20 protein-coding genes are annotated in these 23,468 nt (G+C 43.1%); 12 read left to right on the top strand and 8 right to left on the bottom strand.

Features of this window, described 5'->3' with window-relative positions; translation table 11 throughout:
• The first annotated feature begins 48 nt into the window (after window positions 1–48).
• Window positions 49–1,428 (top strand): Trk system potassium transporter TrkA, encoded by a 1,380-nt coding sequence (gene trkA, locus ACXAGK_RS14605; RefSeq protein WP_136782368.1) that lies wholly within the window; start codon window positions 49–51, stop codon window positions 1,426–1,428.
• A 133-nt stretch (window positions 1,429–1,561) separates the two neighbouring features.
• Here trkA and ACXAGK_RS14600 read toward each other — a convergent pair whose 3' ends face one another.
• Together ACXAGK_RS14600 and elbB are read right to left on the bottom strand one after the other, a co-directional pair.
• Window positions 1,562–3,013, bottom strand: coding sequence for a TrkH family potassium uptake protein (locus ACXAGK_RS14600; protein ID WP_474856768.1), 1,452 nt, complete (start codon window positions 3,011–3,013; stop codon window positions 1,562–1,564).
• Window positions 3,014–3,267: 254 nt separating this feature from the next.
• Complete coding sequence (gene elbB, locus ACXAGK_RS14595) at window positions 3,268–3,921, bottom strand: isoprenoid biosynthesis glyoxalase ElbB (protein ID WP_179981874.1); 654 nt, start codon at window positions 3,919–3,921, stop codon at window positions 3,268–3,270.
• A 421-nt stretch (window positions 3,922–4,342) separates the two neighbouring features.
• Between elbB and polA the strand changes: the two genes are divergently transcribed.
• Complete coding sequence (gene polA / locus ACXAGK_RS14590; protein WP_474856767.1) at window positions 4,343–7,132, top strand: DNA polymerase I; 2,790 nt, start codon at window positions 4,343–4,345, stop codon at window positions 7,130–7,132.
• A 414-nt stretch (window positions 7,133–7,546) separates the two neighbouring features.
• Here polA and yihA read toward each other — a convergent pair whose 3' ends face one another.
• Window positions 7,547–8,182 (bottom strand): ribosome biogenesis GTP-binding protein YihA/YsxC, encoded by a 636-nt coding sequence (gene yihA / locus ACXAGK_RS14585; RefSeq protein WP_474856766.1) that lies wholly within the window; start codon window positions 8,180–8,182, stop codon window positions 7,547–7,549.
• A 174-nt stretch (window positions 8,183–8,356) separates the two neighbouring features.
• Here yihA and ACXAGK_RS14580 point away from each other — a divergent pair, with 174 nt between their 5' ends.
• From ACXAGK_RS14580 to ACXAGK_RS14565, 4 genes are all read left to right on the top strand, one after another.
• Window positions 8,357–8,980, top strand: a complete 624-nt coding sequence (locus ACXAGK_RS14580; RefSeq protein WP_179981871.1) for a c-type cytochrome — start codon at window positions 8,357–8,359, stop codon at window positions 8,978–8,980.
• Between the two features lie 353 nt (window positions 8,981–9,333).
• The gene (locus ACXAGK_RS14575; RefSeq protein WP_474856765.1) at window positions 9,334–9,981 is read left to right on the top strand and encodes a class I SAM-dependent methyltransferase; all 648 of its coding nucleotides are present in this window, start codon (window positions 9,334–9,336) and stop codon (window positions 9,979–9,981) included.
• A gap of 126 nt (window positions 9,982–10,107) precedes the next feature.
• The gene (gene yihI / locus ACXAGK_RS14570; RefSeq protein WP_474856764.1) at window positions 10,108–10,611 is read left to right on the top strand and encodes a Der GTPase-activating protein YihI; all 504 of its coding nucleotides are present in this window, start codon (window positions 10,108–10,110) and stop codon (window positions 10,609–10,611) included.
• 18 nt (window positions 10,612–10,629) lie between these two features.
• On the top strand, window positions 10,630–11,091 hold the full coding sequence (locus ACXAGK_RS14565; RefSeq protein ID WP_474856763.1) for a DUF2489 domain-containing protein: 462 nt from the start codon (window positions 10,630–10,632) through the stop codon (window positions 11,089–11,091).
• 125 nt (window positions 11,092–11,216) lie between these two features.
• Here the strand turns inward: ACXAGK_RS14565 and ACXAGK_RS14560 are convergent, their stop codons facing one another.
• On the bottom strand, window positions 11,217–11,825 hold the full coding sequence (locus ACXAGK_RS14560; protein ID WP_474856762.1) for a DNA-3-methyladenine glycosylase I: 609 nt from the start codon (window positions 11,823–11,825) through the stop codon (window positions 11,217–11,219).
• A gap of 146 nt (window positions 11,826–11,971) precedes the next feature.
• Between ACXAGK_RS14560 and glyQ the strand changes: the two genes are divergently transcribed.
• The 3 genes from glyQ (at window position 11,972) to ACXAGK_RS14545 (ending at window position 15,486) form a co-directional block, all read left to right on the top strand.
• Window positions 11,972–12,877 carry a glycine--tRNA ligase subunit alpha gene (gene glyQ, locus ACXAGK_RS14555; RefSeq protein ID WP_014947716.1) on the top strand — a complete coding sequence of 302 codons (906 nt, stop codon included), beginning with the start codon at window positions 11,972–11,974 and terminating at the stop codon, window positions 12,875–12,877.
• A 2-nt stretch (window positions 12,878–12,879) separates the two neighbouring features.
• Window positions 12,880–14,958, top strand: a complete 2,079-nt coding sequence (gene glyS / locus ACXAGK_RS14550; protein ID WP_474856761.1) for a glycine--tRNA ligase subunit beta — start codon at window positions 12,880–12,882, stop codon at window positions 14,956–14,958.
• 84 nt (window positions 14,959–15,042) lie between these two features.
• The gene (locus ACXAGK_RS14545) at window positions 15,043–15,486 is read left to right on the top strand and encodes a hypothetical protein (RefSeq protein ID WP_474856760.1); all 444 of its coding nucleotides are present in this window, start codon (window positions 15,043–15,045) and stop codon (window positions 15,484–15,486) included.
• 175 nt (window positions 15,487–15,661) lie between these two features.
• Here the strand turns inward: ACXAGK_RS14545 and gyrB are convergent, their stop codons facing one another.
• The 4 genes from gyrB to dnaA all read right to left on the bottom strand — a co-directional run bounded on the left by gyrB (window position 15,662) and on the right by dnaA (window position 22,104).
• Window positions 15,662–18,082: a DNA topoisomerase (ATP-hydrolyzing) subunit B gene (gyrB, locus tag ACXAGK_RS14540; protein ID WP_474803310.1), complete on the bottom strand. Its 2,421-nt coding sequence runs from the start codon at window positions 18,080–18,082 to the stop codon at window positions 15,662–15,664.
• An 8-nt stretch (window positions 18,083–18,090) separates the two neighbouring features.
• Window positions 18,091–19,179 carry a DNA replication/repair protein RecF gene (gene recF / locus ACXAGK_RS14535; protein ID WP_474856759.1) on the bottom strand — a complete coding sequence of 363 codons (1,089 nt, stop codon included), beginning with the start codon at window positions 19,177–19,179 and terminating at the stop codon, window positions 18,091–18,093.
• Between the two features lie 124 nt (window positions 19,180–19,303).
• Window positions 19,304–20,404 (bottom strand): DNA polymerase III subunit beta, encoded by a 1,101-nt coding sequence (gene dnaN / locus ACXAGK_RS14530; protein ID WP_474856758.1) that lies wholly within the window; start codon window positions 20,402–20,404, stop codon window positions 19,304–19,306.
• Between the two features lie 32 nt (window positions 20,405–20,436).
• The gene (gene dnaA / locus ACXAGK_RS14525) at window positions 20,437–22,104 is read right to left on the bottom strand and encodes a chromosomal replication initiator protein DnaA (RefSeq protein ID WP_474856757.1); all 1,668 of its coding nucleotides are present in this window, start codon (window positions 22,102–22,104) and stop codon (window positions 20,437–20,439) included.
• Window positions 22,105–22,720: 616 nt separating this feature from the next.
• On the opposite strand from dnaA, the gene rpmH reads away from it, so the two are divergent.
• Genes rpmH through yidD form a run of 3 tightly spaced genes read left to right on the top strand, consistent with a single transcriptional unit; the run spans window position 22,721 to window position 23,465 of the window.
• Window positions 22,721–22,855, top strand: a complete 135-nt coding sequence (gene rpmH, locus ACXAGK_RS14520) for a 50S ribosomal protein L34 (RefSeq protein ID WP_014290886.1) — start codon at window positions 22,721–22,723, stop codon at window positions 22,853–22,855.
• A 17-nt stretch (window positions 22,856–22,872) separates the two neighbouring features.
• A complete protein-coding gene (rnpA, locus tag ACXAGK_RS14515; protein ID WP_334059820.1) occupies window positions 22,873–23,232 on the top strand; it encodes a ribonuclease P protein component in 360 nt (119 codons plus the stop codon).
• Window positions 23,217–23,465 (top strand): membrane protein insertion efficiency factor YidD, encoded by a 249-nt coding sequence (gene yidD, locus ACXAGK_RS14510; RefSeq protein WP_474856789.1) that lies wholly within the window; start codon window positions 23,217–23,219, stop codon window positions 23,463–23,465. The genes rnpA and yidD overlap by 16 nt, the downstream gene beginning before the upstream one ends.
• Window positions 23,466–23,468 lie beyond the last annotated feature (3 nt).

Raw genomic sequence — 23,468 nt, 5'->3', positions numbered from 1 at the left:
AGGTTACATAGTGATGACCTGCACAGATATGAAGGCAAAATAATAACGATGAAGATCATCATTTTAGGGGCCGGACAAGTAGGCGGAACTCTTGCTGAAAACCTAGTAGGTGAAAATAACGAAATTACCGTTATTGACTCTGACCCCACTATTCTGCGCGCGCTGCAAGACCGCCTTGATTTGCAGGTTGTTACAGGTGTGGGTTCACACCCTGATGTATTGCGCAAAGCCGGTGCGGAAGATGCTGATATGCTGATAGCCGTAACCAATAGTGATGAAAGCAACATGCTTGCCTGTCAGGTTGCCTATAGCCTTTTCAAAACGCCCACAAAAATTGCCCGCGTACGCTCAGAACAATACATTATTTATCAAGAGCAGCTATATAAGCAGCAAGACATACCGGTAGACCACATTATTGCCCCAGAGCAACTGGTAACCAAGGCAATTAAACGCCTTATCGATTATCCCGGTGCCCTTCAGGTTGTGGAGTTCGCAGAAGGCAAAGCAAGCCTAGTAGCCGTTAAAGCCTATTACGGCGGCTTATTAGTAGGCCACGCATTATCTGCGCTAAAAGATCACATGCCTAATGTGGAAACCCGGGTTGCAGCCATTTACCGTCGCGGCCGCCCTATTCGTCCACTGGGCACGACCGTTATAGAAGCAGATGACGAAGTATTCTTTATTGCCGCCACCAAGCACATTCGTGCAGTAATGAGTGAGCTTCAAAAGCTCGAGTCTAGCTACAAGCGAATTATGATAGCCGGCGGTGGTTTAATTGGCGCAGGGTTAGCGAAGAAGCTTGAACACAATCATAACGTTAAGCTTATTGAATACAGCCCAGAGCGGGCAAAGTATTTATCTGCCAACTTAGATAAAACCATTGTCTTCAGTGGTGATGCATCTGATCCTGAATTACTCAGTGAAGAGAATATCGAACAGGTCGATGCCTTCATTGCGGTAACTAACGACGATGAAGCGAATATTATGTCGGCCATGCTGGCAAAGCGCATGGGCGCGCAAAAAGCCATGGTACTTATTCAGCGAAGTGCTTATGTAGATCTCGTTCAGGGTGGCGAGATAGACATTGCGTTTTCACCACAACAAGCCACTATTTCGGCACTACTTACGCATGTACGCCGTGGAGACATTGTTAACGTTTATTCTTTACGTCGTGGCGCGGCAGAGGCTATTGAAGCTATTGCTCATGGTGATGAAAACACATCTAAAGTGGTTGGCAGACAAATTGGCGACATCAAGCTACCTCCTGGTACGACTATCGGTGCTATCGTTCGCGACGAACAGGTAATTATTGCCCATAGTGATACTAAGATAGAAGCGAACGATCACGTCATTTTGTTCTTGGTAGATAAGAAATATATCAATGATGTAGAAAAGCTGTTCCAGCCCAGTGCATTCTTCTTTGGCTAGCGCTAAACCCCGCTCTTTTGAAGCTTCGCAAAGGTATTGCGTTTAAAGATTTATAAGGCAAAGGGCGATGAGTATCGCCCTTTTTTGGCTGGTTTTAAACCGTGAGAATTTGCAAAGCCTTCAATTCTAGATATTAGCTTCGCCAGAACGTAGGCGAGAACAGTACCAGTAATGAAAAGACTTCTAGTCGACCAAACACCATACCCGTTACTAGGATCCATTTGCCTGCATCAGTTACATCGGCATAGTTTGCTGCCACACTGCCTAGGCCCGGGCCTAAGTTATTTAGCATGGCCGCCGTTGCAGTAAAAGCACTGAGGTTATCTAAACCTGTAGCAATTAGGCCTATCATTATTACCACAAATACTACGGCGTAAGCCGAGAAAAAACCCCATACAGCTTCTACCACTCTGTCGGGCATAGCACGGTCGCCAAACTTAACACTGTACACGGCTTTAGGGTGGATAAGTCTGTCTACTTCACGCTTGCCTTGTAAAAACAATAAGCACACACGTACTACCTTCAAGCCACCACCTGTGGAGCTGGCGCAACCGCCTATGAAGCTAGAAAAAATAAGCATTATGGGTAAGAACGTAGGCCATACAGAAAAGTCAGTAGTGGCGAATCCGGCCGTGGTGCTAATGGACACTGCCTGAATCATAGCCTGATCTAGAGCTTGCTCTGCTGAGCTATAGTAGCCTGATAGAGTGAGTACTAGAAAGCAAATACCAATTAGCGACGCTTGAATAATAAAGAAGGCTTTGAATTCAGGATCTTTAAAGTAGCCTCTCACTGAGCGTGAACTTACCGCGGCGTAGTGCAGCGAGAAATTCAGCGCAGCAATAAGTAAAAAGACCGTACAAACCACGTTTACCATTGGGCTGTTGAAGTACCCTAAGCTCGCATCATGGTTAGAAAACCCACCAATGGCTACGGTTGAGAATGCATGGCATATAGCATCGAATACATTCATACCTGAAAGCCAATATGCTCCCGCGCACGCAATGGTTATAGTTAGGTAGATATACCATAGATGCTTTGCCGTATCGGCAATACGCGGCGTCATCTTATTATCTTTAACCGGGCCGGGTGTCTCTGCTCGATACAGCTGCATGCCCCCAACACCAAGAATAGGTAATATGGCAACGGCAAGTACGATGATACCCATACCGCCTAGCCACTGAAGTTGCTGCCGGTAAAATTGTACTGAATGAGGGAGAAAATCTATCCCTTCGATAACCGTAGCACCTGTGGTCGTCAGGCCAGAGAACGATTCAAAAAAAGCATCGGTTACTGTCATGCTAGGTTGTTCAAGCAAGATAAGTGGAATTGCACCCACGCTTGCCAGTACTGACCAAAACAGCGCGACTATTAAAAACCCTTCTCGCGCTCTTAAATCATTTTTTTGCTGACGATTGGGATACCACAAGGCCATGCCGCCAATGACACAGAATATAAAAGCGAGAGTGAAAGGAAGACCGCTGCCATCTTGATAAATCAACGACACAATAGCTGGTGGGATCATGGTTACGCTAAAAAGCGCTATTAGTAACCCGAGTATTCGTATGATGGCACGGTAGTGCATTGTTTATTATGCCTTTATTTTTTTAGCGCGCATAAGGGCTTAAGCGCCCTAGTTTTAATGATTTTTTGAACTGACTTCAAAAAAACAAACGTCGTTACCTCAAACAAAAAAGGTAAAACTCAATGTGTTTCGTATAGGGTTTTGATTATAGGACTATAATCAGTAAGGGGAAACCTTTGTCTCCCCACATTATTAAGCTAATTATATAGAATGGCGCTTAACTTTACGGTTCAGAAAAGCCAGCCCCAAGCTTTCTATTTCATGGCAAGTACAGTCTTGACCATTTTGCTAATGCTCGCATTCGCCTCACTAACGCTTTGCGCCAGCATATAGGCAGGTGTAGTTACCAGCTTCGCATCATTATCCACGACAACCTCATCTACTGGGCACTCTACATGAGTGGCACCTAAGGCATTCAAGCCGCAAGCCGTAGCTTCATCGTCGCCAATGGTCAGCTTGGTCTTGTTACTATACACTTTGGCGGCTAATGCGGGTGCAATACAGGCATAAGCTGCAGGTTTTTTAGCTTGTGCAAATGCCTTACAGACCTCAAGAACCTCTTCGTTAAAGGTACATTTATCACCGTCTACAGCAAAGGTGCAAAGGTTTTTCGCCGCACCAAAGCCGCCGGGCAGTATGAGTGTATCAAATGCATTAACGTCACAATCAGTGACAGGCTTTATATTGCCTCTGGCTATCCGAGCTGACTCTACCAATACGTTTCTGGTTTCCCCTTCCGCCACTTCACCGGTTAAGTGATTGACCACGTGAAGTTGCTCTACATCGGGCGCGAAACATTGGTAAGACGCCCCTTCTTGCTCAATGGCTAGAAGCGTTAATACCGCTTCATGTAATTCTGCCCCGTCGAACACACCACTACCACTTAAAATAACGGCTACTTGTTTCATATTGTCCTCCTAGACGTTATGCCATCTACTTATTCAAAATTTGGCTATTAAACACACAAGTGTACAAAAAAAGTTCTTATAAATACGTGTATACAATGTTAACGGTTATGCTACATTACTTGACCAACTTGGTTAAACCAAAAATAAACGTACACCAAGTTATCCACACAAAATGGAATGATTAGTAGCAGGTACGCTGTTTTCACACCTTAGTCTCATTCCCTTATTTTTCTTGATTTAGATGGTGATCTTTAACTTGACAAAGATCATCCGGATCACTGTGCCTGAAACTTTAGATCACAAAGTTATCCACAGGCGAAATGTGATCGGCTGTCACGTTTAATCTTCCTTCATGATATGGCGATCTGCCCTAGCCTGTGGCATCCTTGCGCTCATATTGTATATTGGAAAATCGCCCGCTATGCCAGATTCTAAAAAGCCTCCATTTATTCTTGTCGATGGATCGTCATATCTCTTTCGTGCCTTTCACGGTTTACCCCCTTTAACGAACTCAAAAGGCCAAGATACCGGTGCCATTTATGGTGTTGTGAACATGCTTAAAAGCTTGATCAAGCAATACAACCCTACCCACATGGCAGTAATTTTTGATGCCAAAGGAAAAACGTTTCGAGACGACATTTATAAAGAGTATAAGGCGAATCGTCCGCCTATGCCGGATGAGCTAAGAAGTCAGATCGAACCATTACATACCATCATTAAGGCGATGGGCTTACCGGTTATCGTAGAGTCCGGCGTAGAAGCAGATGACGTTATAGGTACATTAGCCAAACATGCGACAGAGAAAGGAATTGATACCCTTATCAGCACTGGCGACAAAGACATGGCGCAATTGGTTAATGAACATGTCACCTTGATCAATACAATGACCAATCAAGTAATGGACGTTGAAGGCGTAAATACTAAGTTTGGCATACCTCCTGAACTTGTGATCGACTTTCTTGCACTAAAAGGCGACAAGGTAGATAACATACCCGGCGTACCTGGTGTTGGCGATAAAAGTGCTCAAGCCTTACTTAATGGTATTGGCGGTATCGACGATATATATAAGAATTTGGATAAAATCGCCGATCTATCGTTTAGAGGTAGCAAGTCAATGGCGGCTAAAATGCAGGAGTACGAGGAGCAAGCACGCCTTTCTTACACCTTGGCCACTATTAGCATCGATCTTGACTTAGACTATGATGTTGAAGCCTTGATGCCTTGCCAACCCGATAATGAACAACTTCGCGATCTATTTGCTGAGTATGAATTCAAACGCTGGCATACAGAAGTAAGTGCGCTTGTGGCGGGCGGTGATACCTCAAATAGCGACACGACTAGCAGTGAAGATAGCAGCAGTGCACAAGAAAGTGAGCAAAGTACATCGGTAGATATCGACAAATCGAAATACGAAACCGTACTTGATGAAGCGCGCTTTAACGCTTGGGTCGCTAAGCTTGAAAAAGCTGAGCTAATTGCCTTTGATACCGAAACTACTAGCCTTAACTACATGGATGCCGAATTAGTTGGCGTTTCATTTTGTATAGAAGAAGGTGAAGCAGCTTACGTACCTGTAGCCCATGATTACCCCGATGCGCCGGCACAGCTATCACGAGAGTTCGTATTAAACGCATTAAAACCTATTTTGGAATCAGACAAGGTTATCAAAGTAGGCCAGCATATTAAGTACGATAAAAATGTACTAGCGAACTATGACATAACCTTAAATGGCATTGGCTTTGACAGCATGCTTGAAAGCTATGTACTAAACAGCACCGCTCAGCGCCACGATATGGACTCGCTAGCTCTAGCTTATCTTGGTCATAAAACCATTCACTTTGAAGAAATTGCTGGCAAAGGCGCAAAACAGCTTACCTTTAACCAAATTGACCTAGAAGAAGCTGGCCCTTATGCAGCAGAAGATGCTGATATAACGCTTCGCTTACATAACGCTATTTGGACTAAGTTAAAAGGTATTCCAGAACTTAAAAACTTGTTGATAGACGTTGAAGTTCCCCTTGCGTGCGTACTTTCTCGCATGGAACAAGAAGGCGTGCTGATTGACAGCCAGAGACTTAGTCAACAAAGCCAAGATCTTGCTAGTCGTATTGCCGAACTAGAGAGTGAGGTTCATGAGGAAGCGGGCGAGCCGTTTAACTTAGGCTCAACAAAACAGCTTCAGCATGTCTTATTTGAAAAGATGTCGTTGCCTATTATTAAGAAAACGCCAAAAGGCGCGCCCTCTACTTCTGAGGATGTACTTCAAGAACTTGCGCTTGAGTATCCGCTGCCTAAAAAGATCATGGAATACCGCGGCTTAACTAAGCTAAAGAATACCTACACCGATAAACTTCCTAAGATGATCAATCATCGAACAGGTCGGGTGCATACGTCTTATCATCAAGCGGTAACGGCAACAGGGCGTCTTTCTTCAACCGATCCTAATTTACAAAATATTCCTATTCGCAATGAAGAAGGTCGTCGCGTACGTCAGGCTTTTGTTCCAAGGGAAGGAAATAAGTTCGTAGCAGCTGACTACTCTCAAATTGAGCTGCGTATTATGGCCCACCTTTCTGGTGATAAAGGCCTACTCGATGCCTTTGCTCATGGCAAAGATATTCATAAAGCAACGGCGTCTGAAGTATTCGGCGTACCGCTTGATGAGGTAACGACCGAGCAGCGACGCAGCGCAAAAGCGATTAACTTCGGCTTAATTTACGGTATGAGTGCGTTTGGACTGTCTAAGCAACTTAATATTCCACGTAACGAAGCCCAAAAATACATGGACCTTTACTTTGAGCGCTACCCTGGTGTGCTTGAATATATGGACTCTACTCGTGAGAGTGCAAAGGAAAAGGGTTATGTAGAAACTGTATTTGGTCGTAGGCTATACCTGCCTGATATTAAAGCAAGTAATGGCGCACGCCGAAAAGGTGCAGAACGCGCAGCAATCAATGCGCCAATGCAAGGTACGGCGGCAGACATTATTAAAATGGCAATGATTAAAGTTGACGACTGGATCAGAAAAAATGCATCCGACGATGTAACCATGATGATGCAAGTGCACGATGAACTGGTTTTCGAAATTAAAGAAGACAAAGTAGATACCTATGTTTCTACTATTACAGCACTTATGGAAAGCGCAGCCACACTTAATGTGCCGCTAGTTGTTGAAGCTGGTGTGGGCGAAAATTGGGATGAAGCACATTAGTTTGGTAATTAGATTACAGTTTCAATACCCAGTTGGGAGTTATTTACATTAAATTTGGTAATTTAATTACATAACACCCTTGCCTTTTCTGTGCTTTGTTGTAATATTACGCATGTAGGGTACAGAGGTGAGAAAGCTGTTTTCAAACCTTTGCTTTAACCCCGACAGTTTTGTCGGGGTTTTTTTATATCTGCAGAAAATAAATAACTGTTAAATATCAAATACATAACACTTTAAGTGATTTTTCTTTCTATTTTTCCTGAACTTCTTTGATTACTACTACTCTATATCTACGGTTTTTATGTGTTTTCTCTCAGTTTACGCCTCGCTCTATGCGGGGCGTTCTTTTTTCTAGCGCATCGAGCTTTCCCACTAAATACACCAAGTCAGCACAAGTGAAATTCACCGTTAATGTTATTGGACTTCACTATCGGAAGTGTCTTCATCAGCTGATTTGTCCAACCCGAACCATGAATCCAAAATACGCTCTAGCTCTGGTAAACCATGTTTATTTAATGACGAAAAGGTTTGTACCGTTACATCACCCATAAATGCCATAGCAGCTTCACGGGCCATTAAAAGTTGTGCTTTGCGCTTTCCGCTTTTCAGTTTATCGGCTTTTGTAAGAAGCGCGAGTACAGGGATATCCGACGCCACAGCCCAGTGAATGAGGTCTTGGTCTAAATCTTTAAAAGGATGGCGAATATCCATTAGTACCACCAAACCTTTTAGCGACTTACGCTTTTGAAGGTATTCACCTAATGACGCTTGCCACTTTTTTTTCATCGCCACCGGGACTTTAGCAAATCCGTAACCCGGCAAATCGACAAGGCGCAAGTCTTCCTCTAATTCAAATACATTGATTAATTGAGTACGACCTGGTGTTTTACTGGTTCTCGCCAAGTTTCTTTGACGGGTTAATGTGTTAAGCGCACTCGACTTTCCCGCGTTCGAGCGACCCGCAAACGCAACTTCAATACCGCTGTCATTCTTTAAATGACGAATGTCAGGTGCACTCGTAAAGAATTTTGCTTTGGTGTAATACGACATCTAGACTTACCTCCACATGCGTCTCAACCTTTGGTTTACAGTTTTTTAATGAATAAACCAGCTAAAAACCATAGTTTTATCATGGAATAGGTTTTTCTGACGCGTTAAATGTGTAAAATACGCATGATATCACGTATATCACGCGAGCCGTTGGATCCATTTAAGAGATTTATTATGAAAAAACTGTGTTTGTTGGTGTGTATGTCTTTGGGTTTGAGCGCAACTGCTATGGCAGAAGGCGACGCCGAGGCAGGTAAAGCGAAATCTGCAGTATGTGCAGCCTGTCATGGTCCTGATGGTAACAGCATGATTGACATGAACCCGAAACTTGCTGGCCAGCATGAGAAGTACATTGTTAAGCAATTAACCGAATTTAAACTTGCTTCTCAAACGGGTGGCGAGGAAGGTCGTAACAATGCTGTGATGAACGGCATGGCTGCTCCACTATCAGAGCAAGACATGAAAGACCTAGCAGCTTATTTCTCAAGCCAAGAGCCTAAAGCGGGCGAAACGCCTGAGCAATATGTAGAAGCTGGACGCGCACTTTATCAAGGTGGTGACGAGTCGCGTGGCGTAACAGCATGTATCGCATGCCACGGACCTAAAGGTAACGGTATGGCATTAGCAGGCTTCCCTGACATCAGTGGACAGCACGCTACCTACACTGCATCTCAGCTAAAGGCTTTCCGTTCTGGCCAACGTCACAACGATATGAATGGCATGATGCGTGATATTGCGATGAAATTAACCGACGAAGATATCGAAATTTTATCTAACTATATCGCAGGCTTACACTAAGCCGTACCGTTTTTACACACTGTTGTTAAAATTTTGTTACCATAAAAGTTGTATTTTAAAATTATTCGTGTAATCTAACGGCGTAGTTTGTAGGTGCCTTTGAAAATCTACAAACTAAACAACAAGAATAATAATAAAAATGCAGCATGGAAGACGGGATAAAGAGCCACGAGGGCCAAAAACAACAATACAGCTCTGCTAAAAATAAAAATAAGGGGAGCACAGCTAGGGAAGCCAGCTACACATAGATGTGTATAACGGGAGAGGTGTCATCTGACACTCATACAATGTAAGGTGATGGTGAAAACCATCACCTTTTTCTTTTTTAGCCCCTTTATTAATATCCGCCTTTTATGTCTTGTCCTTTATGCCAAAGCGCTAATACATCATCTCACTACCACACTGATAAAAAGCGGGAATACCTCCAGTGTAGTCAATGCGAACTTGTTTATGTTTCTCCTGCGTTTCTGCCGTCAAAAGAAGTAGAAAAACAGGAATATGATCTTCACGAAAACAGCTTCGAAGATGAAGGATATCGAAAGTTTTTAGGAAAGGTTTTAACCCCGCTTTCACCTTTTATAAAAGCAACTAACGCAGGAGAGCTTTCTGGACTAGACTTTGGCTGCGGTCCAGCACCTGTTCTAGCAAGCATGCTGTCAGAAGAAGGAGTGAATATGTGTACATACGACCCCTTCTATGCCCCGACCTTAAAGGTACTAGAGAGAAGCTACGACATTGTAACCTGTACTGAAGCTATCGAGCACTTTCACTCCCCACACGTGGAATGGGCACTGTTCAACAAACTTGTTGCCCCTGGCGGTGTTCTTGCCATCATGACAAAACGCGTGCTCGATAAAGCCCGCTTTGCAAATTGGCATTATAAAAACGACATCACACATGTAAGCTTCTTCAGCGAAAAAACTTTTCATTACCTAGCACAAAGAGACGGCTATGACGTTAAATTCCCAGCAAATGACATTGTGCTAATGAAGAAGCGCTGAAATAGATTATCTATCACTACCTTTATGGCATATTGATTTTTAACCGCACACCCAAAGATCAATACGTAGGCACTAATTCGCGCTATAATAGCGTTGTTTTTTCACTCTCTTTGTTATTTGGAAATTATGGCACGTTCAAAGAAATCTCGTAAAGTCGGTCAAATCGGCGTTCGTAAAGACCCAGACTTTAAACCTAGCGAAAACCGTAAATCAGACTCACCTCGCCCTAAAAAGCACAAGGGTAAGCCTGCAGGTAGCCGCCACAATGTTGAACAGAAAAAAGTAACTGGCAAAAAGAGTGCTGAGAATAAAGATCCTCGTCACGGCAGTAAGAAGCCTGTTCAGCTTGTAAAAACAGTAACGCCAACCCCTGCTCAAAAGAAGAAGTTCGCAACTCCAGCCCAAGAGTTGGCCGCTCTAGAAGCAGACCAACGTTTAACAGATTTACTTGATAAGCTTGATGATGACAAGCCGCTTACCCGCGAGCAACAGGCGTACGTAGACGAAAAAATGGCACGCCACCGCATCCTTTGTGACCTACTAGGTATAGTGGAAGAAGATGATGAAGACGACGATATGGATCCGTTTAACGATTTAGACGCTATTAACATCGACGACTTTAAGCATTAATAGAAACAGGAAAACGTTATGCTTTGGGCAGTACTTTCAGGCATTGCGCTACTAATCATTGTTGGGCTTGGCTTTTACGCAGGTAAGCTGCTGTTTATGCTAAAGCAGCAGAAAGCGCGACAGGAAGCCGCAAGACAATCTCGTATTGCTACTATCACTGATAGCATCATAGTGATTGCTAAAGCAATGGAGCAACAGCAATGTGATTTATCAGAAGGTGTTATTCGCATTGTTAATTTGCTTAACGCCCTTCCTATTAATTCACCACCTGACTTTAAAGCGCAGTATCCGCAAGTTCATGCACTTTTCACCGAGGTCAGTGGCTTTGCGATTTTAGAGGCAAGACAACAACTTCCCAAAAATGAGCGAAGAAAACAGGATATCGCACGAGAGCAAATTGAGTCTGAATACGAGTCTAAGGTATTGGATGAATTACCACCGCTTAAAGCCTACTGTGAAACCTTGATAAGCGCTCAATAGAATGTAGCGATAAGGCGTAAAGAAGAAGCGTTAGGCAGTATTTAAAAAAGACCGATCATCATTGGGTGCTCGGTCCTTTTTCTATCGATTGCTTTCTATATCCGCGTTTTATGTCGCTTTCCCTACTACTTTATCGCTAAGTCACAGGTACGCTGATAACAGTGACACCCTACTTCGTGATCATTTACCATTCCCACTGCCTGCATAAAAGCGTAGCAAATTGTTTCGCCTACAAAATTAAACCCGTGCTTTTTTAATGCTTTTGACATCGCTTTCGATGCGTCCGTAGAGGTGGGGGCCTGCTTAAAGTTATCCCAAGCATTTATCACAGTACGTCCGCCTGTAAATTGCCAAATAAACTCGCTAAATGGCTGTGTTTCTTCTATGGCCAGATACCCTTTAGCATTTTTAATAACAGACTCTATTTTAAGCTTGTTTCTGATTATACCGCTGTCGTGCATTAGCCTTTCGACATCAGCGGCGCCCATCGTCGCGATTTTCTCAGGATCAAACTGGTGAAATGCCCGCTCAAAATTCTGCTGCTTTTTAAGGATAGTTAACCAAGACAAGCCTGCTTGCTGACCATCTAGGCATAATTTAGCAAACAGCGCTCGGCTATTTAGCTCAGGTACACCCCATTCGTTGTCATGATAAGCCAGATAAATAGGGTCATTGCTCACCCAACCGCATCGGTGTAGTGGCGTATTTTGTGCTGTTTTTAATTGATTGGTCATGGCTTAAGATTAAATCCTTGTTGTGAAGTGACATATTGCCTGTATTCGTGACGTTTTTTCACCCTTTACACCTACATACTATGCCTCACAAATTGTATACTATCCCACCTCAATTTTAAGTCAGTTAACTAATAAGCAGCGGATGTATGCAGAAATACGATATTAAAACCTTTCAAGGGTTGATCCTTGCGCTTCAAGATTATTGGGCGCGTCAGGGCTGCGTTATTATTCAGCCTCTGGATATGGAAGTGGGTGCAGGTACTTTTCACCCTATGACATTCCTACGTTCTTTAGGTCCAGAGCCAATGAGTAGCGCCTATGTTCAACCATGCCGTAGACCCACCGATGGTCGTTACGGTGAGAACCCAAATCGCTTACAGCATTACTATCAGTTCCAAGTAATGCTTAAGCCTTCACCTGACAATATTCAGGAGTTGTACTTGGGCTCTTTGAAAGAGTTAGGCTTTGATCCGCTGGTTCATGACATTCGCTTTGTAGAAGACAACTGGGAATCACCAACGCTTGGTGCGTGGGGACTAGGTTGGGAAGTATGGCTTAACGGTATGGAAGTGACGCAGTTCACCTACTTCCAACAGGTAGGCGGACTTGAATGTAAGCCTGTTACTGGTGAAATCACTTACGGCCTAGAGCGACTAGCTATGTACGTTCAAGGTGTAGATAGTATCTATGACCTAGTATGGACTGACGGCCCAATGGGTAAAGTCACCTATGGTGATGTATTCCATCAAAACGAAGTAGAACAATCTACGTATAACTTCGAACACGCCAACGTAGAAGCCCTGTTTAGAACTTTCGACGAGTGTGAAGCCGAAAGTAAAAAGCTAATTGAGAATAACCTTCCGCTACCCGCTTATGAGCAGGTAATGAAGGCGTCTCACGCATTTAACTTACTTGATGCACGTCATGCTATTTCAGTAACAGAACGCCAGCGCTATATTCTTCGCGTTCGTACGCTTGCCAAAGCGTGTGCAGAGAGCTATTACCAAGCACGTGAAGCATTAGGCTTCCCACTATGTAACAAGGAGGCATAAGCGTGCGTACAGAAAATTGTTTAGTTGAATTAGGTACTGAAGAGTTACCACCAAAAGCACTTAAGTCTTTGGGCGAAGCCTTCGCCACACAATTTGAAGCAGCACTTAGCCAAGCTGACTTAAGTTTTGACTCAGTTAGCTGGTTTGCAGCCCCTCGCCGCTTAGCGGTTTACGTTTCAGGTCTTGCTGAAGGTCAGGCCGACAAAGTGGTAGAGAAGCGCGGCCCAGCAGTATCTGCGGCATTTGACGCTGATGGCAACCCAACCAAGGCAGCACAAGGTTGGGCACGCGGTAACGGTATCGACGTTTCTGACGCGGAGCGCTTGGTTACAGATAAAGGTGAATGGCTTCTTCATAAAGCACATGTGCCTGGTCAAACTATTGCTGAGTTGTTAGAAGGTTTGATTAATCAAGCAGTAAGCAAATTACCTATTCCAAAGCCTATGCGCTGGGGTAACTACAACACTCAGTTTATTCGCCCTGTGCACACCCTTTGTGTGCTTTATGGAAGCGAAGTGGTTAACGTTTCAGTATTAGGCCTAACAAGCGGCCGCGTTGTTCAAGGTCATCGATTCCACGGCGAAGGTCGCTTTGAGCTTGATCATGCTGACAACTACGCCTCTGCACTAGAGCAACAATATGTGCTGGCAGACTTTGAGGCGCGTAAAGATAAAGTGCGTCAGCAATTAGAAGACGCAGCTAAAAACCTATCGCTTAAGCCAGATTACGATGAAGAACTGCTTGAGGAAATTGCTTCCTTGGTAGAGTGGCCTGTTGTTTTGCAAGCAGGATTCGATAAGGGTTTCTTAGAAGTCCCGAAAGAAGCGCTTATCTACACAATGAAGGACGACCAGAAGTATGTGCCGCTGCTTGATAGTGATGGCGCACTTTCTAATACTTTCTTGTTTGTAACGAATATTGAAAGCCATGACGCATCTCAGGTTATCTCAGGTAATGAGAAGGTTATCCGCCCTCGCCTTGCCGATGCAGAGTTCTTCTTTAATAGCGATAAAAAGACAACGTTGGAAAGCCGCCTTGAAAGCTTAGAAACCGTGTTATTCCAAAAGCAGCTTGGAACGCTTAAAGAAAAGTCTGAACGTATCTCTGCCCTATCTGCGTTTATCGCTTCGCAAATAGATGCGAATGAAACACAAGCAGCACGAGCTGGTCTTCTAGCTAAAACCGACTTAATGTCGAACATGGTTATGGAGTTTCCAGACGTTCAGGGCGTTATGGGTAAATACTATGCGCTAAACGACGGTGAAGATGCACCTGTAGCGGAAGCTTTATATGAGCAGTACATGCCACGTTTTGCTGGTGACGCACTTCCTAGTTCTGGCGTAAGCGCGTCAGTAGCCCTTGCTGACAAACTTGATACACTGGTTGGTATATTCGGTATTGGCCAGCTGCCAAAAGGTGATAAAGACCCATTCGCGCTTCGTCGTGCAGCTATTGGAGTTTTACGTATTGTTACCGAGCTATCTTTGCCTTTAGACCTTGAAACACTTGTGAGCAAAGCAATTGAGGTATATGGCGATAAATTAACAAATGCTGAAACACAAACGCAGGTTGTTGATTTTGTATTAGGTCGCTTCAATGCCCTCCTACAAGATCAAGCTATCGTCATTGACGTTATTCAGGCCGTAGCAGCCCGTCGCCCTACGAAGCCTTCTGATTATCTAGCTCGTGTCCATGCGGTAGATAAATTCAAGGCATTAGAAGAGGCTGAGGCGTTAGCCGCCGCTAATAAACGCGTAGCCAATATTCTTGCTAAGCAAAAAGTAGATGTGACTAACTCGGCGAATATAGATGAATCGTTACTAGTGGAAGACGCTGAAAAAGCGCTTTACGCTGACTTAAAAGCCGCACAAAAAGAAGTTGATAGCGCGCTACCTTCGCATGATTACACACGCATTCTGTCGGCACTTGCTACGCTGCGTAATGTAATCGATAACTTCTTTGATAACGTAATGGTTATGGCAGATGACGAAGCAGTTAAGAATAACCGACTTGCTTTACTGTCGCTTTTAAGGCAACTTTTCCTTACTACCGCAGATATTTCAATCCTTGCGAAGTCATAAGGCTAGTTAACATTAATGCAGTCTAATGCTGCAATAAATGAAAGCCCAACCCTTACGTTGGGCTTTTTTATAGAGGGAGAAACTGTGAAAAAGTTACTAACTATTGCTTCTATGTGCATAGCCCTGTCAGCATGCTCAAGCAGTGGAAGCTTTAAGATCCCAGAAATAGCACCGGAAGTGCCACGTATTCAATTTGAAAACATGTTTTTAAGAGGCGTGTTTAATTGGTGGGAAGCCGATGCAAGCTATAAGTTCAAAAGGTCAGATTCAGGTTGGGCAGTAGATGTTGAACTGATTGCCGACGGACAACCTTACGATTTCAGACTATCTGATGCAAAATGGACGCCCTCACAGAGCTGTGGAGGCAAATATAAAGGCCAGCCTGTGATGCTAGGCTCTACCGCCTATTTAGTCTGTGAGCAAGGCTCAGAGAACTTACAATTCACCCCCTCTACTACTGGCACTTATCGCTTTACAGTAAACCCTGCTAGTGCAGGAGAAGTCGCATTAGTAGTGACCAAAGTTTAAAAAGAATGCCGCATTGAAGCGGCATTTTTTTTACATATATCATTAATTATTTAATTCATTACGTCATTACGGTAAACACACTGTAACGTTACTGTCTTTTATCACTCATTTTCTCGTACTCTAGACATAAAAAAAGCGACCATGTGGTCGCTTTCTTTTCAGCAGGTTTTATCTACTACACGTCTAGGTTTTCTACCTTCAGCGCATTCGCTTCGATAAATTCTCTACGCGGCTCTACTTGGTCGCCCATTAACGTTGTAAATAACTGGTCACAACCAATAGCGTCTTCAATAGTAACTTGAAGCATACGACGGCTTTCAGGGTCCATGGTCGTTTCCCAAAGCTGCTCCGGGTTCATCTCGCCTAGCCCTTTATAGCGCTGAATGTATTGTCCACGTTTCGCTTCATTCATTAACCACTCTAAAGCGTCTTTGAAAGACTCTACTGGCTGCTTACGCTCACCACGCTTAATGTAAGCGTCTACACCCATCATATCATTGATAGCTAAGTTAAGTTCTTTCAGACGCTGGTACTCAGACGACTCAATGAATTCATGGTCGATAATGTACTCATAATCGATACCGTGCATACGCATGATAATCGTAATGTAGTATTCGCTTAACTCTGCGTCAGTACGAATTTCATAACGGTACGTTGCACCATCGTTTTCGCGCTCTGTAAGCTGCTCTACGAAGTGTTTCGCTACGTGCTCTAGAGCTGATTCATCTTTCAGATCTTCAAGGTTAAGCGTAGGCGTGTACAGCATACGGTAAAGAATCGCTGAAGGCATTTTGCGCTTCATACGGGCAATCATTTTTTCTACTGACTGATATTGCTTAACTAGGTTTTCTAGCCCTACACCGCTGATGCCTGGATCGTCATCACTAGTGTGCAATGATGCCCCATCAATAGCGATACCTGTAAGATAATTAGTCAAAGCATCATCGTCTTTTAGATATTGTTCTTGCTTACCTTTCTTTACCTTATAAAGCGGAGGTTGAGCAATATAAACATAACCACGTTCGATGATTTCAGGCATTTGACGATAGAAGAACGTTAGTAGAAGCGTACGAATGTGAGAGCCATCCACATCAGCATCGGTCATGATAATGATGCTGTGATAGCGTAGCTTTTCTGGGTCATATTCGTCACGGCCAATACCACAGCCTAATGCTGTGATAAGCGTTGCAACTTCTTGTGAAGAAAGCATCTTGTCGAAACGTGCTTTCTCAACGTTAAGGATTTTACCTTTAAGCGGTAAAATAGCTTGGTTTTTACGGTTGCGACCCTGCTTGGCTGAACCGCCCGCTGAGTCACCCTCCACTATGTATAGTTCGCTCAGTGCAGGATCTTTTTCTTGGCAATCAGCAAGCTTACCTGGCAGACCAGCCAAATCTAGTGCGCCCTTACGGCGTGTCATTTCACGTGCTTTACGAGCAGCTTCACGCGCTCGCGCAGCATCGATGATTTTACCTGCAATAATCTTACTTTCAGCTGGGTTTTCTAATAGGAAATCGGCAAGCTTTTCATTCATCGCAGATTCAACCGCAGGACGAACTTCAGAAGATACAAGCTTATCTTTTGTCTGTGAGCTAAATTTGGGGTCAGGTACTTTTACTGAAATTACAGCTGTAAGACCTTCACGAGCATCATCACCACTGGCGTTGGTTTTAGCCTTTTTATTCAGGCCTTCCTTTTCCATATAGTTGTTCAGCGTACGCGTCAACGCTCCACGGAAGCCTGCTAAGTGAGTACCACCATCACGCTGTGGAATGTTGTTGGTAAAACAGAAAACATTTTCTTGGAAGCTGTCGTTCCACTGCATTGCAACTTCTACAGCAATGCCATCTTCCTGCTCGCTGGCGAAGTGAAACACTTTTTGATGTACAGGCGTTTTCTTTTCATTCAAATATTCAACAAAGGCTTGAATACCACCTTCGTACATGAAGTGGTCTTCTTTACCGTCGCGTTCGTCTTTCAAACGAATTGATACACCAGAATTCAGGAATGAAAGCTCTCTAAGGCGCTTAGCAAGAATATCGTAGTGGTACAGTGTATCTGTAAATGTATCAGAGCTTGGCCAGAAACGAATCATTGTTCCTGTTTTGTCTGTATCGCCAGTGACTGCAAGAGGAGCTTGTGGAACACCATGTTGGTATTCTTGCTCATGAGCTTTACCAGCGCGACGAATGCGCAGCTTCAATCGACTAGAAAGTGCATTTACTACCGATACACCAACGCCGTGAAGACCGCCGGAAACTTTATATGAGTTGTCATCGAATTTACCGCCTGCGTGAAGCACCGTCATAATAACTTCAGCTGCAGACACACCCTCTTCAGGGTGTAATTCTGTAGGGATACCACGTCCATCGTCAGACACAGAAACTGATCCGTCACTATGGATTTGCACAGTTATTTCAGAACAGTGTCCCGCCAGTGCTTCATCGATAGAGTTATCGACCACCTCAAATACCATGTGGTGCAATCCGGTACCATCATCAGTATCACCGATATACATACCCGGACGCTTTCTTACTGCATCTAATCCTTTAAGTACTTTAATACTGGACGAGTCGTAGTTGTTCTCTTCTGACATACTAGCTTTTACTCCTCTTTCACGCTTCCATGTTCCACGTGAAACATTTTCTTTTCGTTGTATTTTTGTATAAATGCGAGTTGCGAGGACTCAATTGCAGTAACGAAAACCTGCGTATCCATTTCGAGCAACCCATCAATAAATTGTTCTCTTTTATCTGCGTCTAACTCAGCACCTACATCGTCAAGTAGAAATATACTTTTCCGTTGGGTTGCCGAATTGAAAAGCTTTGTCTGTGACATTTGTAATGCAGCCACAGCCATTCTAAGCTGTCCTCTCGATAAAAGCTCTTGGGCATTAACACCATTCACTTTAAGCTTTAAATCTGCTTTGTGAGGCCCAGAAGAGGTATGTCCTATTTTACCATCATACTCGCGTTTTTTAACTAAGCTTTCTGATAAAGCGACATCTTTTTCCCACCCTTTATAGTAACTTAATTCCACATCAAAGTTTGGAAGAAATTCTTCTGCATACTGTTTAAAAATAGGTGTAAGTCTATCGACATAGCTTTGGCGAGTAGACGTTAACTTCTCTCCCAGTTCGGAAAACTGAGTTTCCCAATATTGGTTTTGTGGTGCCGACAAGTTAGCTTGCTGCTTTAATAAAGCATTTCTGTGTTTTAAAAACTTACCATACTGATTAGCAAGAGATTGAAATTGATGTTCCACGTGAAACAACCCCCAATCACAAAAACGCCGACGTTCAGATGGCGAGCCAATTATGAGATCTGTACTTTGAGGCGTAAAAAGTTGAATAGGAACTAAGCTGACTAAGTCAGACAATTTATTTGAATGTTCGCCATCAATACTACAGGTAAATGTTTCGTTTCTACTTCTTTGAAAGCCGATCTTCAATTTTTCTTCTGCTTCAGTTTTACAGGAAGCAAAAACACTAAAGTTGTCTTGCCCATTTTGAATAACTGAGTTGTGTTTATTCGTTCTAAAAGAACGACCAAAACCTAGATAATAAAGCGCTTCAATTAGTGATGACTTTCCACTGCCATTTGCACCTTTAATTATTGTTAAGGATGGTGAAGGAGAAAGCGTTACGGAAGTAAGATTACGAAACTGAGTAATCTGGACACGGTCCAGTTTCATGAGGCCACACTAAAGATAAAAAAGAAGCGATAAATAACTAAACTTATCGCTTCTTGGATTGAATATGTAGATAGCAAAATACAGCCGTTACAAGAAAAATGGGCAAATACTTTTATAGAGTAAACTATAGTCGCATTGGCATAATTACATATAACGCGGCATCATCAGCATCATCTTCAATGAGCGCACTCGCATTGGAATCAGACAGACTTACTTTTACGCCATCAGACCCTAACGCGTTCAGTACATCTATAAGATAGGCAACATTGAAACCTATTTCTAAATCATCGCCCTGATATTGAACATCAACGATTTCTTCCGCTTCTTCTTGCTCTGGGTTATTTGCGGTTATTTTGAGTTCACCGGAAGAGAGGTTTAATCGTACACCTCTGAACTTTTCATTGGATAATATTGCAGCTCGCGAAAATGCTTCTTTTAGCACAGCCTTACTCGCAATAATTTCCTTATCACCATTTTGAGGCAAAACACGGCGATAGTCTGGGAACCTACCATCTACTAATTTTGAAGTGAAAATAAAATCGTTTGAGAATATGCGTAGGTGATTGGCGCCAATTTGTACTTTAAGCGATTTGTCATCTTCGCTAATAAGACGAGAAATTTCTAATACACCTTTACGAGGAATAATTACTTGGCGAGCCGGTAACGCAGTTTCATAATTCAAACGGCAAAGGGCTAAACGGTGTCCGTCAGTTGCAACGGTTCGAATGATGTTCTCTTCAGTTTCTAGAGACATACCGTTTAAATAGTAGCGCACATCTTGTTGCGCCATAGAAAAACTGGTTGCGTCGATAAGACGTTTTAAGTCACTGCACGTTAATTCAAATTCGACCTCACCTTCCCAATCTTCAAGATTAGGATAGTCGTTAGCAGATAACGTAGAAAGAGTGTAGCGACCTCGACCCGCACGAATAAGCGCTTTGCTTCCGTCTAAGGAAAAATGAATGTCTGTTCCTTCAGAAATACCGCGGATAATATCAAACAGCTTTTTAGCTGGAACAGTAATTTCACCTTCGGTGAATTCGCCCTCTAGCTTTACACTAGAAATTAGTTCAACCTCTAAGTCTGTACCGGTAAGCCAAAGTGCGTCCTCACTAACTTTAATAAGAACGTTAGAAAGAATTGGCAACGTGTGTCGACGCTCAACAGCACCTGACACTAATTGTAGGGGTTGTAAAAATTGTTCGCGGCTTATAGAAAATTTCATCGCAGTGCTATCTCGCCTCTAAAGTCGTGTTGTTAGGAAGACAAAGTCCTAATGAGGTTCTTATAGTCCTCTTTTATATCATGACTTTCTTCTCTTAGCTGCTCTATTTTTCTGCACGCATGCAAAACGGTAGTATGGTCTCGCCCACCAAACGCATTACCTAATTCAGGCAAGCTGTGATTAGTTAGCTCTTTAGCCAGCGCCATCGCTACTTGGCGAGGACGTGCTACGCTACGACTACGGCGTTTAGACAAAATATCAGCTACTTTTATCTTATAATAATCAGCGACAGTTTTCTGAATATTATCAACGGTCACCAATTTTTCTTGAAGCGCTAATAAATCGCGTAGGGCTTCACGTACGAAATCAATGGTAATAGGGCGGCCCGTAAAGTTCGCATTTGCAATAACTCGGTTCAATGCGCCCTCCAGCTCACGTACATTCGAGCGTAAACGCTTAGCGATAAAGAATGCAACTTCATTAGGTAAATGTATGCGGTTTTCAGCCGCTTTACGCATCAAAATTGCAACCCGGGTTTCAAGCTCAGGTGGCTCAATAGCAATTGTTAAACCCCAGCCGAATCGCGACTTCAATCTATCCTCTACCCCATCAATCTCTTTTGGATATCTATCTGAGGTTAAGATAATTTGCTGATTACCTTCTAAAAGCGCGTTAAATGTATGGAAAAACTCTTCCTGCGACCGCTCTTTGTTTGCAAAAAATTGAATATCATCGATAAGTAGCGCATCGACGCTTCGATAGAAACGTTTAAAATCTTCTATAGCGTTGTTTTGAAGCGCCTTAACCATATCTTGTACAAAGCGCTCAGAATGCATGTAAACAATTTTGGCATCGCCATTGTTTGCCACAATACCATTGCCTACCGCATGCAATAAGTGAGTTTTACCTAAACCTGTTCCACCATATATAAACAATGGGTTATAAGAACCACCGGGGTTGTTGGCAACCTGAGTCGCCGCCGCACGTGCCAGTTGGTTAGATTTACCCTCGACGAAATTATCAAACTGATAAGTCGGATTAATATTGCTTTTATGTTTCATCGCCTCAGGGATCGGGATCACCTTTGGCGGCGTTGACGATCGTGGCGCATGATTTCCGTAATGATTCTGACCATTAGGATCTACATTTCTTGCAGCAGTATTATTCTGATCAGCTTGCTGTGAATAAGCACCAAGATCCTTATTTTGATCTTTATAATTAAAGTGATCGCTACCGCTAGCCACATTACCGTTTTGAGGTATGGTGGGCTGACGCTGATACGATGAATGCTGAACCTGGCTCTCGTCGTTGCGGTTAGTAAATTGTGGCGCGCTGTAATTTGAATTATGTCCGTGATTCGGAGAATTTACAGTAGTAGAACTATTGGTGTAGCTATCACCGTTTGAACTATGCACTGAACCAGCAGCATTACCCGTAGCCGGCAGAGAACGGTTTACGCTATTGCGACTCATTACCTCTAAACGCAACTGAGGTGCATCGGCTCCAGCAAATTCCCTTAGGAGAGCAGTAATATTATTCAGGTACTTGTCTCTTACCCAATCAAGCACAAAACGATTAGGAGCGTATAGTGCTACAACACCGCCCTGCTCTTCACAAACAAGCGGTCGTATCCACATACTAAATTGCTGCGTAGGTAGTTCTTGACGCAGTCTTTCAAGGCATTGGTTCCACAAGGACATGGTACGTTGTTAGCTCCCGTAACTCGCTAAAAACCACCCTCTTTTGAAAGCCAAGCATAGAATAGCAGGCACTGAAGCGCGCCATTAGAAGAAAATAGCGTTGGAGGTGTAGAGTAGCAGCGAGAAATTTAAGTTTTCGTTTTAATCGCTGTGGATTATCTTACGTTATCAACACAATGTAAATGGTGATCCCGATCGATCTTTTCGATCAAAATATTAAACTATTGAATTTAAAGACATTAACCTTTAGATCAAATGTAACTATAAGAAGAAAAAATCATTCTAAATTTCACTAAGAAAACCGTTAGATCACCTTGCAATTTACATCTAATGTCTTGTTTTTCACAATCCGCTGTGGATAACCTGAGTCAAATTTATGCGTTATTCACAACTAAATTGTGTAAAAAACAATGTTATCGTTCAAAAAACAGCATAAATTGTTCACTTATTCGTCCGAAAAGCAAGAATATCCATTGACAGCAGGCCCCGAGATCTCTAGAATTCAGCGTCCTTTTTCGATGGGCTTTTCTGGTGAAAACACCACATTGTTCTGGCAACAGTATAATGTGTTACCAAAAACGCCTATGTTTAACTAAATATAAGTGAGACTTTGGTCATGAAAAGAACATTTCAACCGAGCAATCTAAAGCGCAAGCGTTCTCACGGTTTTCGTGCTCGTATGGCGACTAAAAATGGTCGTAAAGTACTAGCAGCTCGCCGTGCAAAAGGCCGCGCTCGTCTTTCTGCTTAATTAGAAAGACGCCAAAAGTGGGTGAGAATAATTTTTCAAGGGAGTTACGTCTGTTAACTCCCACCCACTTTACCTATGTGTTTGATGACGCAACCCCTGCTGTATCCCCCTCTTTTACTGTTCTAGCTAGAAAAAATACACTCTCTAATCCTCGTTTGGGTATTACGCTCGCTAAAAAACGTATTCGTAAAGCGCACGATAGAAATCGATTAAAACGATTAGTCAGAGAAAGTTTTCGGCATAAGCAGCACAACTTACCCAATGTTGATATTATCGTTATTGGCAAGTCAGGCGCTGACAACCTTAGCAACCAAGAAGTTTTCGCTACATTGGACAAGCTATGGAAAAAATTAAACAAGCGTTGCGGCAACTCTTAATTGCTGTGCCTTTGGCCTTGATAAAATTTTATCAATGGTTCATTTCCCCTGTATTAGGGCAACGATGTCGTTTTCATCCTTCTTGTTCTTGGTATGCTATAGATGCATTAAAAACACACGGATTAGTAAAAGGCGGTTGGTTATCTATTAAACGCATATTAAAATGCCACCCTTTGCATGCCGGCGGATATGATCCAGTGCCGGAAAAACAACAAGATAAACACTCAAAATAAAGA

Source organism: Alteromonas sp. ABM1_013 (genome assembly GCF_056160505.1).
Note: the sequence above shows the minus strand (reverse complement) of the source record. Positions and strands in the feature narration are given on the sequence as shown.